Origin of the sequence: Vibrio sp. ZF57 (assembly GCF_001691235.1) — a bacterium.
GTDB lineage: Bacteria > Pseudomonadota > Gammaproteobacteria > Enterobacterales > Vibrionaceae > Vibrio > Vibrio crassostreae_C.
On sequence record NZ_MAKD01000075.1, the window covers coordinates 211,612 to 226,911 of the forward strand.

Sequence of the window (15,300 nt, forward strand, 5' to 3'; positions counted from 1 at the left end):
GGTTAGCCCTGTTGGTGCTTCTCTAGGGAGGCGTGTCTGATTTGAACTTGATGGCCAAGTTGCTCAAAGTACTCACCAATTTTCTGGGTTAGATAAACCGAGCGGTGTTTGCCGCCAGTACAGCCAATCGCGACCGTTAGGTAACTGCGATTGTTCTTCTCTAACATTGGTAACCACTGTTCAACAAAGCCTTGGATCTGTTGCTTGAGTTCCAGAACTTCTGAGTGTTCTTCTAGAAAGGAGTGAATTGGTGCATCTAGCCCGGTTAGTGGTCGTAGTGCAGGTTCCCAGTGAGGGTTCGGCAAAAAGCGAACATCAAACACGTAGTCGGCATCACTTGGCAAGCCATACTTAAAACCGAAAGATTGAAAGACGATGATCAGCTCTTGCTTCTCTTTGCCTTCAACTTTAAATCGAACCTTTTCACTCAATTCGTAGAGGTTGCAGTCACTGCTGTCGATCACAATGCTGGCGTGCTCTGCGAGAGGTGTCAGAAGTGTCTTCTCTAAATCAATCGCTTGCTCAAGAGAGAGCTTTTCTTGGCCAATTGATAAAGGGTGGATTCTGCGGGTTTCGCTGTAGCGCTTAAGGAGTGTCTGCTTGCTGGCATCGAGGAACAATACATCAACATCGATGTTTGTAGCTGACTCGAGTTGCTCGAGCGTGTCGGTGACTAACTGAGGCTCTTTCGGTAGGTTACGTATATCAATACTTACCGCAACGTTTTGGTTGCTTTCGCGTACCGATTCGACAAAGTTGTTGAGCAGGTTTACTGGTAGATTATCGACACAGTAATACCCCAAGTCTTCTAGGACTCGTAACGCAACACTTTTACCGGCCCCTGATTGGCCACTAACCACGATTAATCGCATGTTATTGCTCGCAAGTTGGCACTTGAATCATGATGTCGTAAAGCTCTTGATCGCTCTGAGCATTACGCAGCTGTTTAAGAGTCTGCTTGTCGTTTAGTCGTTCTGCCATACAAGAAAGGGTTTTTAGATGCTCTTTGCATTGTTCGCTAGGAACAAGCAGGGCAAATAGTAGGTCGACAGGACGATTATCAATCGCATCAAATTCGATAGGATCTTGGCATTGCAGTAATACAGCTATCGCTTTATCACTGACATTCATACGAGCATGGGGAATCGCGATACCATTACCAATACCGGTACTGCCCATCTTCTCACGGCTCAACATACACTCAAATAGCTCTGTTGAATCTTGACCGCAGCTCTCAGCTGCTATCTGGCTGATGAGCTCAAGGGCTCTTTTTTTGCTTGTGCATTGGACTGCACTTTTGGTGCAGTCTAATGAAAGTACTTCGCTTAATTGCATGTTAGTGACTACTTAGCTTTTCTTTGTGCTTGTTGAGTTGGCGGACGAGTTTATCAACCAATGAATCAATCGCGGCATACATGCTTTCATCTGTTGCTGTCGCATGGATTTCCCCCTGATTTATATGCAGGGTAGCTTCTGCGATTTGATTGATTTTCTCAACTTTTAAAACAACCTGAACGCTATTGATATGATCAAAGAAGCGCTCAAGTTTGTCGAATTTGGTGTGAACATAGTCTTGCATTGAATCGGTAAGATCAACGTGATGGCCTTGAATATTGATTTGCATAGACTTTCCTTTTCAGTTGGTTGCCTGATCATAGTTGCTAAGTAACTAGCGACTAAATGAGCTTATAGCAGGCGTTTACGCTGACTCGATGGGGCAATGCCCAGAGACTCACGGTATTTCGCTATGGTACGTCTAGCTACCTGAATTCCTTGGTCAGCCAGTAAAGCAGCAATCTTACTATCACTTAGAGGCTTCGCGGTATTTTCCGCTGCGACAAGCTTCTTGATGAGTGCGCGAATTGCTGTAGATGAACATTCACCGCCATTGTCAGTGCTGACATGGCTTGAGAAAAAGTATTTGAGCTCGAAGATGCCACGTGGCGTATGCATGAATTTTTGAGTCGTCACACGAGAGATCGTGGATTCGTGCATATCAACAGCTAACGCAACATCATTAAGAACCATTGGCTTCATCGCTTCTTCGCCATGTTCGAAGAAATCACGCTGATGTTCAACAATGCATCGCGCAACTTTGAGTAGCGTCTCATTTCGGCTCTCTAGGCTTTTAATTAACCACTTTGCTTCTTGCAAATTTGAGCGGATGTATTGATTGTCGGCGCTGTTGCCTTTACTGCCCAGATCAGCGTACTGCTGATTCACTTTCAACTTAGGCACGCTATCAGGGTTAATGGTCACTAACCATTTGCCAAGGTCTTTGAAGACAGATACATCTGGAACCACATACTCAGTTTCATCCGGAGTAATCTTACTGCCAGGACGAGGGTCCAGCTGTTGAATCAGTTGCAAAACTTCACGTAGTTCTGCTTCTTTCAACTTGGTCTCTTTGATAACCAGTTTGTAATCGCGATTGCCGAGTTGGTCGATATGGCTAGTAAGTACTAACTTAGCTTCGTTAAGCCAAGGCGTATCTTGGGGAAAGGTTGCCAGTTGCAGTAACAAGCAATCTTGCAGGTTGACTGAACCGACACCTAGCGGATCAAACTGCTGAATTCGTTTACGTACCGCTTCAATTTCATCAAGCTCGATCTCTTCATTGTCGAAGTTTTCAAGGATGTCTTCACAAGTTACAGTGAGGTAGCCGTAGTCGTCGATGGCATCGATTAATGCAAAAGCGATGCTTCGGTCGGTGTCAGTGAATGGCGTTAAGTCGAGTTGCCAAAGTAGGTAATCGTGCAGGCTTTGAGTGGTTTCGCCTTGATAAACCGGCATGTCGTCATCAATCGCAATACCCGTGTTACCGGTGTTCGCGCTGTAGACGTCTTCCCAAGTTGTGTCGATTTCTAGTTCGTTGCCAATCTCTGATTTTTCGATTAAGTCTGAGCTATCAGGTAAGTCTTGCTCTGTGGCTTCAACAGTTTCTTTTTCGTCACTGCTAGGTTTTTCTTCCGATGTTGGCGTATCTTCATTGCCTTCTTCGACATCGAGTAGTGGGTTAGATTCAAGTGCTTCTTGAATCTCTTGCTGCAAATCTAAAGTAGACAATTGCAACAAACGAATCGCTTGCTGCAATTGAGGAGTCATTGCTAACTGTTGGCCTAGCTTAAGTTGTAATGAGGGTTTCATTCAGTGTGACTTACCTAGTTATTATTCTTAGAACTCTCGATACTCTCTATATAATCATAGACGGAATTGTTCGCCTAGATAAACTTGTTTAACTTGTTCGTTATTGAGAACATCTTCAGGAGTACCCTCAGCGATCAGGTGTCCTTGGCTTACGATGTAAGCTTTTTCACACACGTCTAATGTTTCACGAACGTTGTGGTCGGTAATCAAAACGCCCAAGCCGCGATCACGCAGGTGAACAATGATTTTTTTGATATCGATTACTGAGATCGGGTCAACACCGGCGAATGGTTCATCCAATAGAATGAACTGCGGGTTTGCTGCTAGTGCACGAGCAATCTCTACACGACGACGCTCACCACCCGACAGAGCCATACCATTGCTGGTGCGGATATGTTGGATGTGGAACTCTTCTAGCAGGTCTTCCAGCTTATCTTGGCGTTGTTCGTTGGTCATTTCATCACGGGTTTGTAAAACCGCCATGATGTTGTTCTCTACGGACAACTTACGGAAAATCGATGCTTCTTGAGGCAGGTAACCGATACCAAGACGAGAGCGGCTGTGCATTGGTAAGATACTGATGTCTCGGTCATCAATGCTGATGGTACCTTCATCACGCGCCACCAAACCAACAATCATATAGAAAGATGTGGTTTTACCTGCACCGTTAGGCCCAAGCAGACCGACGATCTGGCCTGACTCTACCTGTAAGCTTACATCGGTAACAACCTTACGTTTACTGTAGGTTTTCGCTAGGTTTTTTGCTTTAAGAACAGCCATCGTTACTTATTCACTTCCGTTGGTTGTAAAACCGTTGACACTCGTTTGTTTTCACCACTGTCAGCGACTAATTTCTGAGAACCGATCTGGTAAGTGATCTTAGAACCGCGAATGATGCTGCCATCTTGAGATAACATCGCATTCTTAGTCATGATCAGTCGGTCGGCAACAAGCTGGTAGTGCAGGTCGTCAGCTTCACCGTAGAGTGTCTTACCGTCGTCAGTAAGCTGAGAGAAGGTTGCTGGCTTACCGAAGCCTTGAATTTCTTCAATCTCACCGTTTACGGCGTTACGAGTAACAATAACCTTATCGGCATTGATATTGATGCTGCCTTGTTTAAGGTTCACATCACCAAGGAAAGTCACTTGGTTACTTTTCATATCCAATTGCTGGCTGTCTGAGTCAATGTAGACAGGTTGCTCACTATCCGAAGACAGAGCATAGACATTAGGTGCCGCAAGGGTCAAAGCGAATAAACTAAGGTGTAAGAGTTTCATATCTACCTTGAACAGAATTAAAGAGGGTTGCATTGTTGGTACCGAAGTTACCTTTCATTGCTTGTCCCTCAGTTTCAAAAAATGTACCGATCATATGGACCGGAGTCTCTGAATAAAAATCTCGGCTAGGCAGCTCAACAACCATTTTATCTGTGGTCATTGTATCGAAGCTGGCTTCTGGCAACAGGTTCTTTGCCACGACGTTGTCATAAAACGTGACAACTTGATTCTCATCCATAATCGCGCGATCAGCGGTCACTTGCCATTCAATCGTGTGCCCTTCACGGAATACCGAAAGAACTGGGTTTTGAAAGTGCGTATCGCCAACTACTGAGTAGTGTTCTAAATACGTCGATTCAACCTGATAGCTGCGAATACCGCTTTCGTCGTAGCTAATGTTGTTCAGGCTTTTGCCACTAAACGCGGGCAGCTCCAAATTTGGAGCCACTTGTATCGTTGATGTTTGCTCTCTGTCGTACAAGTAATAGGTCGACCAAGAGGCAATAAATATGAGTATTAAATAGATAATACGAGTAAAACTCATATGCTTAAACCTTTATGCACGTCGAGTTCATTTCTTGCTTGTAAAATAAGGTCACAGACTTCACGTACCGCGCCATGACCACCGTTAATGGTTGTCACGTAGTTTGCACGCTTTGCAAGTAGCGGGTGCCCATCTGCCACACAGACCTTCAAGCCAACTTTTTCCATTACAGGCCAGTCAATCAGATCGTCTCCGATGTAACCTGTATTTTCAGGGTTTACAGAAAGCTTATCGCAAATATCTTGGTATGCCTTAACTTTATCGTCTTGACCTTGATAAATCAGCTTAATGCCTAGAGCGGTCATACGATTCTCAACAATTTGAGATTTGCGACCCGTGATGATCGCGATTTCAATGCCTGCGTTCATCAGTGATTTGATACCGTAACCGTCACGAGTGTGGAAGGTTTTCAGCTCTTCACCGTTGTTGCCCATGTAGATGCGACCATCAGAGAAGACACCATCGACATCGCAAATCAGCAGTTTGATCTCTTTTGCAATTGCAAATACATCTGAATTAACAGTGCCGTATAGAGTTTCGACTGTCTGTGTCATTACATTACTCCTGCTTTCAGTAAGTCATGCATGTTTAACGCTCCGACTAATTTACCTTCTTGGCATAACATCAGGCCATTGATGCTCTTCGCTTGCATCAAGTTTAAGCCCTCAACCGCGAGCATGTTTGGCTCGGCTACCGTCGGGTTTAGCGTCATCACATCACCGATCTGCGTGTTATGGATATCAACGCGTTTGTCTAAGATACGGCGTAAATCACCATCGGTAAAAATACCGGCCATTTGGCCATCTTCACCAACGATTGCTGTCATGCCTAAGCCTTTCTGAGATATCTCTAGTAGAGCGTCTCTTACTAGTGCGTCGGGTGCTACAACAGGAAGTGAATCGCCTGTGTGCATGATGTCGTCGAGCTTCAACAGCAACTGACGACCTAAAGCGCCACCAGGATGAGACAGGGCAAAGTCTTGAGCGGTGAAGCCTCGAGCCTGCAAAAGTGCAACGGCTAATGCATCACCCATGACCAAAGTCGCCGTGGTGCTTGTTGTTGGTGCTAAGCCCAGCGGACAAGCTTCTTCCGGTACTGAAATTTGTAAATGGATATCAGACAGGGTTGCCATGTTTGATGCTGGCTTGCCTGTCATGCTGATGATCTTGATGCTCAGACGCTTTAACACAGGAAATAGGCTGAGGATTTCTCCCGATTCGCCGGAGTTGGATATTGCAATCACAATATCACCAGGTTCGATCATGCCTAAGTCGCCATGCGCCGCTTCGCCTGGGTGAACAAAGAAAGCCGATGTCCCGGTACTTGCCAATGTTGCTGCGATTTTGTTGCCAATGTGGCCTGATTTACCCATGCCCATCACAACGACTTTGCCTTTGTTGTTCAGGATAAGGTCGCAAGCTTTACAAAAATCATCATTAAAATATTGGTCTAATTGAGTGAGACCTGCAACTTCGGTTTCCAAAACTTGTTTTGCAACGCTGCGGTAATCAAATGGCTGAGACATCAAATACTCCAAGTACGGGAAGTTAAATCAACAATTAAGCCGACATGTTCATTAATAGGTAACTTTGGTAGGCCACGAACGTCACAATTAACACGCCGCCTTCAATACGATTCACACTACGAGATTTTCCTAGTGCCATCACAACAAGTAGTAGCGATACGCCTAGCATTACCCAGAAGTCACGACCCATAGCGAACTCGCTCAAGATCGAAGGGTTTAGGATGCCCGGGATACCCATAACAGCAAGGATGTTGAATACGTTTGAACCAATGATATTACCTACAGCCATATCATCTTCACCCTTCATAACGCCGGCTAGTGATGCTGCAAGTTCAGGAAGGCTAGTACCAACAGCAATGATGGTTAAACCAATGACAAGGTCGCTCATGCCGAAGAACTTCGCGATGATCACAGCGTTATCTACCAGCATATCAGCAGCTAAAGGTAGGACGATTAGACCAATCACGACCCACATTGCAGCCTTAGGGTTACTTACGCCTTCAGGGATCTCTGATTCTTGCTCATCAAGGAAAGCATCGCCGTTCTTTTTCTCGCTGCGGCTGATTTGCAACATAGCAAACAAAAAAGCGGCAAAAAGAACAAACAACAACACGCCTTCATAGAAGCCTAAATGGTTATCCCACAATAGGGCGCCCGCTAGCAGAGTGACACCGATCATTAATGGTAGTTCACGACGAATCACGCCTGAGCTAATCGATAACGGCTTGATAAGGGCTGTAATACCTAAAATCAGCGCGATGTTGGCGATGTTAGAGCCCAGTACGTTGCCTACAGCTGTATCTGTTTTGCCATCAAGGGCTGCTGTCGCAGAAACCATCATTTCAGGAGCCGAAGACCCCATTGCTAAGATCGTCATACCGATAACTAGTGGTGAAATACCGAAGTTGCGAGCAAGAGCAGCGGCACCGTAAACCAGCTTATCTGCACTCCACACCAAAAAACCTAGACCGATAATAAGAAACGCAATCGCTTCAAGCATGATGATTCCTAAAAAATTAATAAAAACGGAGAATTAACCGCTAATTTTGACCTGTTGCTAGATAAAAGGGAAGTCACTCGGCAAATTAATTACCAGTTAGCAGGCAAGAAAGAGAGATCAATAGATAATTTCCTAATGCTTTCAAATCCCTGCATAGATTCCTGTTTAATATGAATTAATTGAACAGTGCTTTTAATTCTAAAGTAGACTCATTATTATTGCAGCCATAATTGGCGTTTTTTAAAGCAAGGAAACAACAAAAATATGTTGAACACTGAGCTTGTGAAAGTTAAGAACCTCAGCTTCTCACGTGGTGAGCGCGTTATCTTTGATGACATCAGTTTAGAGGTGCCTCAAGGCAAGATAACCGCAATCATGGGGCCGTCTGGGATTGGCAAAACGACTTTACTGCGTTTGATTGGTGGGCAACTGCCGCCAGATGAAGGCGAAATTTGGTTTGATGGCGACAATGTCCCTGCATTATCACGTCGAAAGCTGTATCAAGCACGTAAGAAAATGAGCATGCTATTTCAATCGGGTGCGCTTTTTACGGATCTCAATGTCTTTGATAATGTGGCGTTTCCGCTGCGAGAGCACACTGAACTTAATGACAAATTCATTCGTACCATCGTATTACTTAAGCTTGAAGCGGTAGGATTACGTGGTGCTGCGCAATTGATGCCGAGTGAGTTGTCTGGCGGAATGGCTAGGCGTGCCGCACTGGCGCGCGCAATCGCACTGGATCCAGAACTTATCATGTACGATGAGCCGTTTGTTGGCCAAGATCCCATCACCATGGGCGTATTGGTTGAATTGATCCGAAATCTCAATCAAGCCTTGGGCTTAACCTCGATTGTTGTTTCTCACGATGTGCCAGAGGTGATGAGTATTGCTGATTGGGTTTACCTCATGGCAGATAGCAAGATTATTGCCGCTGGAACACCTGATGAGTTGTACAACAATAGCGATCCGAGAGTGCAGCAATTTTTGCAAGGCGAAGCCGATGGTCCAGTACCATTTAGATTCCCTGCGAAGAGCTTAGAAAAGGATTTGTTTTAATATGATTGTTAAAACTATTGCGGGTGTCGGTAAGCGTACACTTGCGAGCTGTGAGTCATTTGGTCGAGCAAGCCTGATGTTATTTGGGGCTTTGTTTGGCATCCCGCGACTAAAAAACTTCCCCTTATTAGTAAAACAACTTTATAGCGTTGGCGTTCAGTCATTGGCTATTATTTTAGTTTCGGGTCTGTTTATCGGCATGGTGCTCAGCCTGCAGGGCTATGTCGTGTTAATTGACTACGGCGCTGAGGGAAACCTTGGTCAAATGGTCGCGCTTTCACTGTTGCGTGAGTTGGGGCCTGTGGTGACTGCGTTATTATTTGCAGGTCGAGCCGGTTCAGCACTCACGGCAGAGATTGGGTTAATGAAGGCAACAGAGCAGATCTCAAGCCTTGAGATGATGGCCGTTGACCCTCTTAAACGCATTATTGCACCACGTCTTTGGGCCGGGCTTATCTCAATGCCATTGCTTGCTATGATTTTTATGGCGGTAGGTATTTGGGGCGGTCAACTGGTTGGTGTTGATTGGAAAGGCATTGATCACGGCAGTTTCTGGTCTGCGATGCAGTCTTCAGTAGAACTTGGCCGAGATATTGGTAACAGCATGATCAAATGTATGGTCTTCGCTATCACCGTAACTTGGATCGCACTTTTCAATGGTTATGACGCAGTACCGACTTCAGAAGGTATCAGTCAGGCAACCACACGCACTGTAGTGCACTCTTCTCTAGCGGTACTAGGGCTAGATTTTGTTCTTACCGCATTGATGTTTGGGAATTAATCATGCAACAAACTCGAAAATTAGAATTATGGGTCGGCACCTTTGTTATTGCCGGAATTTGCGCAATCTTAATCATGATCTTTCAAGTCGCTGACGTAAAAGGCATAGGTTCGAACCATACTTACAATCTAAAAGCGACCTTTGACAACATTGGCAGCCTAAAAGTTCGTTCTCCAGTGAAAGTGGGTGGCGTCGTTGTTGGACGAGTTAAAAGCATTGAGCTTGATACCGAGAGCTACCTTCCTGTCGTTGAACTGTCTATTGACGGGAAGTACTCACAATTTCCAGATACCTCTAGTGCTCAAATTTTAACATCTGGCTTAATTGGTGAGCAGTACATTAGTCTGGTTCCAGGCTTCATTTTTGATGATGAAGAGATGTTGGTCGATGGTGATTCAATTGAAGACACTAAGTCAGCATTGGTACTAGAAGATTTGATTGGCCAAGTGCTGTATAGCGTTGGTGGTTCTAATGACAGCGAAGCTAAGGAATAAGATAATGTTGAAAACTATTAGTTATTTAAAAGCTATTGGTTACTTGAAATCAATGTTTATGGCGGCAATGGCGTTGCTTATTTCTACCCAAGCCTTTGCTGCAGAATCGATTGACCGTACTCAGCCTTACCAGATGATGACTCAAGTTGCCGAAGTGGCATTTGAGCGTTTGAAGAGTGAACAAGACAACATCCACCAAGATCCAGAGTTATTGAAGGTCATCGTGGAAGAAGAGTTGATGCCTTATGTGAATGCACAATATGCAGCTCTTAAGTTACTTGGACCAAACTTGAAAGGCGCGGATAGAAAAGACGTGGGCGTGTTTATCGATTCATTCCGTAAATACCTTGTTTCTTCTTATGCCCAAGTGCTGACTCAATACACAGATCAGACGATTGAATTTGGTCCAGAACCAAAAATCAAAGCGGATAGCCGCATTACCAGTATCAAGGTCGACATCATCGATACGCCGCGACCAAACATTAAGCTTGAATTTAAGCTTCGCAAAGACAAGAAATCTGGCGAGTGGAAAGCATTTGATATGGTTGCCGAAGGTATTAGCTTGTTGTCGAGCAAGCAATCGGAGTGGAATACTAAGATTCGTCAAGAAGGCATCTTACAAGTTGCAGACGAACTAGAGAAATTAGCCGCACAACCGATTCGTTTTGAGAGTAACAAATAATGAGCCATTCTCAATGGCAAGCACTAAGCTCTAAAGAGTATCAACTGTTCGGTGATTTAGACCGAGACAGTGTCCCTGCAATCTGGCGTATATTGGAAAAGTGGCAAACGACGGAATCGAGCGTTGAAATTGACCTTAGCCATATAAATCGAGTCGATTCAGCAGGAATGGTGATGCTAATTCACTTATTAGAGCATGCAAAAAATCAAAACTGTCATATAATGCTCAGTTTCGTGCCAGAACAATTACGAACGTTGTTCCAATTGAGCAATATCCAGCCAATGATGGCAGAACACATAAAAAATTAGGCAGGAGCTATTTGTGGACAGCACAAAAGTACAAGAATTATTAGCAGCGGCACTGAACCTTCAGGAGATTTTCGTGAAGGGTGAAGGCAGTCATTACGAAGTTGTTGCGGTTGATCCATGTTTTGACGGCATGAATCGAGTTAAGAAGCAGCAACTAATCTACGGCCCACTAATGGAATACATTCAACGCAATGACATCCATGCTCTTTCTATTAAGGCTTTCACGCCAGAAGAGTGGGAACGTGATAAGAAACTGATGTCACTTTAAGGTTTATGATGGAAAAGTTTCGAGTTATTGGATCGGATAAGCCGTTAAGCGGTGAAGTGACGATCTCAGGCGCAAAAAATGCAGCGCTACCTATTTTATTCGCCTCAATCCTTGCTGAAGAGCCGGTTGAAGTGAGTAATGTTCCTCACCTACGTGACATCGATACTACGATGGAACTACTTAAGCGTTTAGGCGCAAAAGTATCACGTAACGGTAGTGTTCATGTTGATGGCAGCGAGATTAATGAATTTTGTGCGCCTTATGATTTAGTAAAAACAATGCGTGCTTCTATTTGGGCTTTAGGTCCTCTAGTCGCTCGTTTTGGTGAAGGCCAAGTGTCACTTCCTGGTGGTTGTGCAATTGGCGCTCGACCTGTTGATTTACATATCCATGGCCTAGAGCAACTAGGTGCGACCATTAAGTTGGAAGATGGTTATGTAAAAGCAAGTGTTGACGGCCGTTTGAAAGGCGCGCACATCGTGATGGATAAAGTAAGTGTGGGTGCCACCATTACTATCATGTGTGCAGCAACGCTAGCGGAAGGTACAACTGTATTAGATAACTCAGCGCGTGAGCCTGAGATTGTTGATACGGCTGATTTCCTAAACAAACTAGGTGCTAAGATTTCTGGCGCAGGTACAGACACGATTACTATCGAAGGCGTTGAACGTCTTGGTGGTGGTCATCACTCTGTGGTTGCTGACCGTATCGAAACGGGTACGTTCCTTGTTGCTGCTGCTGTTTCTGGCGGTAAAGTGGTTTGTCGCAACACCAACGCTCATCTTCTTGAAGCTGCATTAGCGAAGCTTGAAGAAGCGGGTGCGAAGGTTGAAACGGGCGAAGACTGGATCAGCCTTGATATGACAGATCGTGAGCTGAAAGCGGTGAAAATCGTAACAGCACCTCACCCAGGTTTCCCAACCGACATGCAAGCACAGTTTACTCTGCTCAACATGATGGCGAAGGGCAGTGGTGTTATCACTGAGACTATCTTTGAAAACCGATTTATGCACATTCCTGAGTTACAGCGAATGGGTGCAAAAGCAGAAATCGAAGGCAACACGGCTATCTGTGGTGAAACTGAGAAGTTAAGCGGCGCTCAAGTAATGGCAACGGATCTTCGTGCATCTGCGAGTCTAGTTATTGCTGGCTGTATTGCCCAAGGCGAAACTATCGTTGACCGTATTTATCACATCGATCGTGGCTACGATAAGATTGAAGATAAACTTTCAGCTTTAGGCGCAAACATTACACGATTTAGCGAGTCGAACTAACTTAGGTTAGTGGATTCATGAATCAGTAAGATGAAAACATAAAAGTCGGAACCTTGGTTTCGGCTTTTTTATAGTTGTATTTACCGCAAGTGAATCTATTGCCTATTTTGTGTGAATAGATGAATCAACTTGGCGGTCGGTGAGGAACAAAATGATAGCAATATTACGTATTTTCGCAGTGGCGATATTTGCGATTCTTATGTTTGTATTTGGTTGTGGTTACTGCCTATTAAGTCCACGCAACCCGAAACACGTATTTACCTTTGGCCGTTATTTCGGTCGCATGTCGAAGATCTTCGGCATGAAGTTAGAGCTTCGCATCCCAGAAGATGCCTACTCTCGCGGCCAACATGTTTATGTGGCGAACCACCAAAACAGCTGGGATCTATTCACGATTTCATCAGCGGTAACGCCAAAAGTGGTAACTGTTGGTAAGAAAAGCCTAGTGTGGATGCCTCTATTTGGTCAGCTTTACTGGTTGACGGGTAACATCCTAATTGACCGTGCTAACCGTAGCAAAGCGGTAGGTACGATTGATCAGGTCGTGACGAGTCTAAAAGAGAGCGATGTTTCAGTTTGGATGTTCCCTGAAGGCACTCGTTCTCGTGGCCGTGGTCTGCTGCCATTCAAAACAGGTGCATTCCATGCTGCGATTGGTGCTGGCTTGCCTATCATCCCTATCGTGTGTAGCTCAACCGGTGGCGTGAAGCTAAACCGTTGGAACAATGGTCACGTGATTGTTGAAATGCTGCCACCAATCAGCACTGAAGGCTACGACAAGTCTAATGTTCGTGAACTGGCTAACCTAGCTCGTGAGCAGATGGCTGCGAAACTTGAAGAGTTAGACAAAGAAGTGGTTGAGCTTAATAAAAAGTAATTATCTAAGCGAAACGATGAACAATAAAAAAGGTTGCCAACGGGGCAACCTTTTTTGTATCTAATAAACACTCAGCATTACGCTAAGTCGTTTATCCGAAGGTGTTTAATCTAGAGATTAAAAGCTATTTGCGAACCGCAATAGCTTCGATCTCGATACCTACATCTTTTGGTAGACGAGCTACTTCAACACATGAACGTGCAGGGTAGTTTGCAACGCCGTGCTCATCGAAGAATTTGCCGTAAACCTCGTTTACTGTGCCGAAGTCGTTTAGGTCTTTAACGAATACCGTTAGTTTTACGATGTCTTTTACAGTCAGGCCTGAAGCTTCAACAACCGCTTGAACGTTGTCTAGAGATTGGCGAGCTTGCTCTGCGATATCAGCAGATACTTCACCAGTTGCTGGGTTTACTGGGATTTGACCAGAAGTCAGTACCATGTTGCCAAGGTCAACGCCTTGTACGTATGGGCCGATTGCAGCTGGAGCAGATTCTGTGTGAAGTACTTTAGTCATTGGTTTATTCCATCAGTTATTAGATAAAAATCAATTTTCAGTGTGCCTTCAAACTTTGGATAGGTAAAGCGCAAAATACCCCGCACAGGCGAGGTATTTGATAGTTTTTACATTCGGTCTGCTTTGCCGTATGACGTTATCTTTCTGTTACGATCTCGCGAGAGAAGACTTTTTCGCAATACTTACACTTCAATCGAATATCTTCTTTCTTTTCAAAGATCTTAAAGCTACTTTCAACCGGTTCATTGTGAGTAATACAGTTGGTGTTTGGACACTCGAACACATCGTTGATTTGCTCAGGAAGTTCTAGTGGTAGTTTCTTAACCACTTCGTAATCTTCGATTTGATTCACTGTTGCGTGAGGCGCATAAAGTGCCAGCTTGCTCGCCTGTTCTTCTGTGATAAACACATTCTCAATCTTGAGCAGGTCTTTTCCGCCTAGTGCAGAAGACGGTAGATTCAGGCCAATCGTCACGCGCTGATGAGAATTGTGCATGTCGAACAGTTTTAGAACCTTGATCCCGATATTGGCTGGGATATGGTCGATAACAGTACCGTTTCTGATTGCTTCAACTTTTAATTGAGTCTCTTTAGACATTATATCTCTCCTCTACAGCGTTTCGTTAAGAACAAGGGCTAGCAATGCTTCACGGGCGTAAACACCATTCTCTGCTTGCTGGAAGTAGTAAGCGTAAGGTGTTTTATCGACATCGACAGTAATTTCATCAACGCGAGGAAGAGGGTGCAGAACCTTCAGGTTATCGCGTGCATTTTCCAGCATCGAAGCGGTCAGGATGTATGCGGATTTTATGTGCGCGTATTCTGACTCATCGAAGCGCTCTTTTTGAACTCGAGTCATGTACAAGACATCTAGTTCAGGAATCACATCTTCCATGTCCGTCAATAGTTGGTACTTGATGCCCGCTTCATCAAGCTCTTCGCAAATGTAGTCTGGCATCGCTAGTGCTTCTGGAGCCACGAAGTAGAAACAGATGTTGTCGAATTTTGCTAGTGCTTGAGTCAACGAGTGAACCGTACGGCCGTACTTAAGGTCACCAACGAATGCAACGTTTAGGTTGTCGAGGCGGCCTTGTGTCTCAGCTATAGAGAATAGGTCTAATAACGTTTGTGTTGGGTGTTGGTTTGCGCCGTCACCTGCGTTAATAACAGGAACACCGTTTGAGAACTCAGAAGCCAGACGTGCTGCGCCTTCTTGAGGGTGACGCATCACGTAAGCGTCAACGTATGAAGAGATAACCTGTACCGAGTCCGCTAGCGTTTCGCCTTTCTTTGCCAAAGAAGTGTTACCACCACTGTCGAAACCAATCACATCACCACCGATGCGTTGAATCGCAGTTTCAAAAGAGAGACGAGTTCGCGTAGAAGGTTCGAAGAAGCAGCTGGCAACAACTTTGTTCTTGATGAGTTCTGGGTTTGGCTCAGCCTTTAGCTGACCTGCCGTTTGAACAATTAATTCTAGCTCTTCACGAGAAAGCTCTGGAATTGAGATGATGTGCTTTTGATAGAGCGAATTCGCCATGATCTTCTTC

At 44.8% G+C, this 15,300-nt stretch carries 21 protein-coding genes; 8 read left to right on the forward strand and 13 right to left on the reverse strand.

From position 1 onward, the window contains the following. Positions 1 to 2: 2 nt before the first annotated feature. The 10 genes from rapZ to A6D97_RS10470 form a co-directional block, all read right to left on the reverse strand. The gene (gene rapZ / locus A6D97_RS10425) at positions 3 to 872 is read right to left on the reverse strand and encodes an RNase adapter RapZ (protein ID WP_017063735.1); all 870 of its coding nucleotides are present in this window, start codon (positions 870 to 872) and stop codon (positions 3 to 5) included. Position 873: 1 nt separating this feature from the next. After that, positions 874 to 1,335: a PTS IIA-like nitrogen regulatory protein PtsN gene (gene ptsN, locus A6D97_RS10430; protein WP_004738707.1), complete on the reverse strand. Its 462-nt coding sequence runs from the start codon at positions 1,333 to 1,335 to the stop codon at positions 874 to 876. A 1-nt stretch (position 1,336) separates the two neighbouring features. Next, positions 1,337 to 1,624, reverse strand: a complete 288-nt coding sequence (gene hpf / locus A6D97_RS10435) for a ribosome hibernation promoting factor (protein ID WP_009847742.1) — start codon at positions 1,622 to 1,624, stop codon at positions 1,337 to 1,339. A gap of 62 nt (positions 1,625 to 1,686) precedes the next feature. After that, positions 1,687 to 3,147 carry an RNA polymerase factor sigma-54 gene (locus A6D97_RS10440; RefSeq protein ID WP_017058913.1) on the reverse strand — a complete coding sequence of 487 codons (1,461 nt, stop codon included), beginning with the start codon at positions 3,145 to 3,147 and terminating at the stop codon, positions 1,687 to 1,689. Positions 3,148 to 3,201: 54 nt separating this feature from the next. Continuing rightward, on the reverse strand, positions 3,202 to 3,927 hold the full coding sequence (lptB, locus tag A6D97_RS10445; protein WP_004735304.1) for an LPS export ABC transporter ATP-binding protein: 726 nt from the start codon (positions 3,925 to 3,927) through the stop codon (positions 3,202 to 3,204). Positions 3,928 to 3,929: 2 nt separating this feature from the next. After that, the gene (gene lptA / locus A6D97_RS10450) at positions 3,930 to 4,424 is read right to left on the reverse strand and encodes a lipopolysaccharide transport periplasmic protein LptA (protein WP_017058914.1); all 495 of its coding nucleotides are present in this window, start codon (positions 4,422 to 4,424) and stop codon (positions 3,930 to 3,932) included. Continuing rightward, a complete protein-coding gene (gene lptC / locus A6D97_RS10455; protein ID WP_065584320.1) occupies positions 4,405 to 4,968 on the reverse strand; it encodes an LPS export ABC transporter periplasmic protein LptC in 564 nt (187 codons plus the stop codon). Before lptC ends, lptA begins: the two co-directional genes overlap by 20 nt. Then, entirely contained in the window at positions 4,965 to 5,522 is a 558-nt protein-coding gene (gene kdsC / locus A6D97_RS10460) for a 3-deoxy-manno-octulosonate-8-phosphatase KdsC (RefSeq protein ID WP_017058916.1), read from the reverse strand. The genes lptC and kdsC overlap by 4 nt, the downstream gene beginning before the upstream one ends. Next, on the reverse strand, positions 5,522 to 6,493 hold the full coding sequence (kdsD, locus tag A6D97_RS10465) for an arabinose-5-phosphate isomerase KdsD (protein WP_017058917.1): 972 nt from the start codon (positions 6,491 to 6,493) through the stop codon (positions 5,522 to 5,524). Before kdsD ends, kdsC begins: the two co-directional genes overlap by 1 nt. A gap of 34 nt (positions 6,494 to 6,527) precedes the next feature. After that, a complete protein-coding gene (locus A6D97_RS10470) occupies positions 6,528 to 7,493 on the reverse strand; it encodes a calcium/sodium antiporter (protein WP_017063737.1) in 966 nt (321 codons plus the stop codon). A gap of 264 nt (positions 7,494 to 7,757) precedes the next feature. Between A6D97_RS10470 and mlaF the strand changes: the two genes are divergently transcribed. The 8 genes from mlaF to A6D97_RS10510 all read left to right on the forward strand — a co-directional run bounded on the left by mlaF (position 7,758) and on the right by A6D97_RS10510 (position 13,236). Next, positions 7,758 to 8,552 (forward strand): phospholipid ABC transporter ATP-binding protein MlaF, encoded by a 795-nt coding sequence (gene mlaF, locus A6D97_RS10475; RefSeq protein WP_065584321.1) that lies wholly within the window; start codon positions 7,758 to 7,760, stop codon positions 8,550 to 8,552. A gap of 1 nt (position 8,553) precedes the next feature. Continuing rightward, the gene (gene mlaE, locus A6D97_RS10480) at positions 8,554 to 9,333 is read left to right on the forward strand and encodes a lipid asymmetry maintenance ABC transporter permease subunit MlaE (protein WP_017058920.1); all 780 of its coding nucleotides are present in this window, start codon (positions 8,554 to 8,556) and stop codon (positions 9,331 to 9,333) included. Between the two features lie 2 nt (positions 9,334 to 9,335). Continuing rightward, positions 9,336 to 9,827 carry an outer membrane lipid asymmetry maintenance protein MlaD gene (gene mlaD, locus A6D97_RS10485; RefSeq protein ID WP_017058921.1) on the forward strand — a complete coding sequence of 164 codons (492 nt, stop codon included), beginning with the start codon at positions 9,336 to 9,338 and terminating at the stop codon, positions 9,825 to 9,827. A 52-nt stretch (positions 9,828 to 9,879) separates the two neighbouring features. Continuing rightward, positions 9,880 to 10,509, forward strand: a complete 630-nt coding sequence (locus tag A6D97_RS10490) for a phospholipid-binding protein MlaC (protein ID WP_120459707.1) — start codon at positions 9,880 to 9,882, stop codon at positions 10,507 to 10,509. After that, a complete protein-coding gene (locus tag A6D97_RS10495; protein WP_017058923.1) occupies positions 10,509 to 10,817 on the forward strand; it encodes a lipid asymmetry maintenance protein MlaB in 309 nt (102 codons plus the stop codon). The genes A6D97_RS10490 and A6D97_RS10495 overlap by 1 nt, the downstream gene beginning before the upstream one ends. 13 nt (positions 10,818 to 10,830) lie before the next feature. Further along, complete coding sequence (gene ibaG / locus A6D97_RS10500; protein ID WP_065584322.1) at positions 10,831 to 11,085, forward strand: BolA family iron metabolism protein IbaG; 255 nt, start codon at positions 10,831 to 10,833, stop codon at positions 11,083 to 11,085. 8 nt (positions 11,086 to 11,093) lie between these two features. Beyond that, entirely contained in the window at positions 11,094 to 12,359 is a 1,266-nt protein-coding gene (murA, locus tag A6D97_RS10505) for a UDP-N-acetylglucosamine 1-carboxyvinyltransferase (protein ID WP_004735317.1), read from the forward strand. Between the two features lie 151 nt (positions 12,360 to 12,510). Beyond that, positions 12,511 to 13,236 (forward strand): 1-acylglycerol-3-phosphate O-acyltransferase, encoded by a 726-nt coding sequence (locus A6D97_RS10510; protein WP_017058926.1) that lies wholly within the window; start codon positions 12,511 to 12,513, stop codon positions 13,234 to 13,236. A 124-nt stretch (positions 13,237 to 13,360) separates the two neighbouring features. Here the strand turns inward: A6D97_RS10510 and A6D97_RS10515 are convergent, their stop codons facing one another. The 3 genes from A6D97_RS10515 to pyrB all read right to left on the reverse strand — a co-directional run bounded on the left by A6D97_RS10515 (position 13,361) and on the right by pyrB (position 15,290). After that, positions 13,361 to 13,750 carry a RidA family protein gene (locus A6D97_RS10515; RefSeq protein ID WP_004735319.1) on the reverse strand — a complete coding sequence of 130 codons (390 nt, stop codon included), beginning with the start codon at positions 13,748 to 13,750 and terminating at the stop codon, positions 13,361 to 13,363. Between the two features lie 136 nt (positions 13,751 to 13,886). Next, positions 13,887 to 14,348 carry an aspartate carbamoyltransferase regulatory subunit gene (pyrI, locus tag A6D97_RS10520; protein ID WP_017058927.1) on the reverse strand — a complete coding sequence of 154 codons (462 nt, stop codon included), beginning with the start codon at positions 14,346 to 14,348 and terminating at the stop codon, positions 13,887 to 13,889. Between the two features lie 12 nt (positions 14,349 to 14,360). Continuing rightward, complete coding sequence (gene pyrB, locus A6D97_RS10525; RefSeq protein ID WP_012604860.1) at positions 14,361 to 15,290, reverse strand: aspartate carbamoyltransferase; 930 nt, start codon at positions 15,288 to 15,290, stop codon at positions 14,361 to 14,363. Between the last annotated feature and the right edge of the window lie 10 nt (positions 15,291 to 15,300).

Coding starts and splice junctions, on each gene's coding strand:
- mlaD (WP_017058921.1), top strand. CDS start 9,336: ATGCAACAAACTCGAAAATTAGAATTATGGGTCGGCACCTTTGTTATT.
- mlaE (WP_017058920.1), top strand. CDS start 8,554: ATGATTGTTAAAACTATTGCGGGTGTCGGTAAGCGTACACTTGCGAGC.
- A6D97_RS10510 (WP_017058926.1), top strand. CDS start 12,511: ATGATAGCAATATTACGTATTTTCGCAGTGGCGATATTTGCGATTCTT.
- kdsC (WP_017058916.1), bottom strand. CDS start 5,522: ATGACACAGACAGTCGAAACTCTATACGGCACTGTTAATTCAGATGTA.
- pyrB (WP_012604860.1), bottom strand. CDS start 15,290: ATGGCGAATTCGCTCTATCAAAAGCACATCATCTCAATTCCAGAGCTT.
- A6D97_RS10515 (WP_004735319.1), bottom strand. CDS start 13,750: ATGACTAAAGTACTTCACACAGAATCTGCTCCAGCTGCAATCGGCCCA.
- A6D97_RS10490 (WP_120459707.1), top strand. CDS start 9,880: ATGTTTATGGCGGCAATGGCGTTGCTTATTTCTACCCAAGCCTTTGCT.
- ptsN (WP_004738707.1), bottom strand. CDS start 1,335: ATGCAATTAAGCGAAGTACTTTCATTAGACTGCACCAAAAGTGCAGTC.
- A6D97_RS10440 (WP_017058913.1), bottom strand. CDS start 3,147: ATGAAACCCTCATTACAACTTAAGCTAGGCCAACAGTTAGCAATGACT.
- rapZ (WP_017063735.1), bottom strand. CDS start 872: ATGCGATTAATCGTGGTTAGTGGCCAATCAGGGGCCGGTAAAAGTGTT.
- mlaF (WP_065584321.1), top strand. CDS start 7,758: ATGTTGAACACTGAGCTTGTGAAAGTTAAGAACCTCAGCTTCTCACGT.
- lptC (WP_065584320.1), bottom strand. CDS start 4,968: ATGAGTTTTACTCGTATTATCTATTTAATACTCATATTTATTGCCTCT.
- lptA (WP_017058914.1), bottom strand. CDS start 4,424: ATGAAACTCTTACACCTTAGTTTATTCGCTTTGACCCTTGCGGCACCT.
- murA (WP_004735317.1), top strand. CDS start 11,094: ATGGAAAAGTTTCGAGTTATTGGATCGGATAAGCCGTTAAGCGGTGAA.
- kdsD (WP_017058917.1), bottom strand. CDS start 6,493: ATGTCTCAGCCATTTGATTACCGCAGCGTTGCAAAACAAGTTTTGGAA.
- A6D97_RS10495 (WP_017058923.1), top strand. CDS start 10,509: ATGAGCCATTCTCAATGGCAAGCACTAAGCTCTAAAGAGTATCAACTG.
- pyrI (WP_017058927.1), bottom strand. CDS start 14,348: ATGTCTAAAGAGACTCAATTAAAAGTTGAAGCAATCAGAAACGGTACT.
- hpf (WP_009847742.1), bottom strand. CDS start 1,624: ATGCAAATCAATATTCAAGGCCATCACGTTGATCTTACCGATTCAATG.
- lptB (WP_004735304.1), bottom strand. CDS start 3,927: ATGGCTGTTCTTAAAGCAAAAAACCTAGCGAAAACCTACAGTAAACGT.
- A6D97_RS10470 (WP_017063737.1), bottom strand. CDS start 7,493: ATGCTTGAAGCGATTGCGTTTCTTATTATCGGTCTAGGTTTTTTGGTG.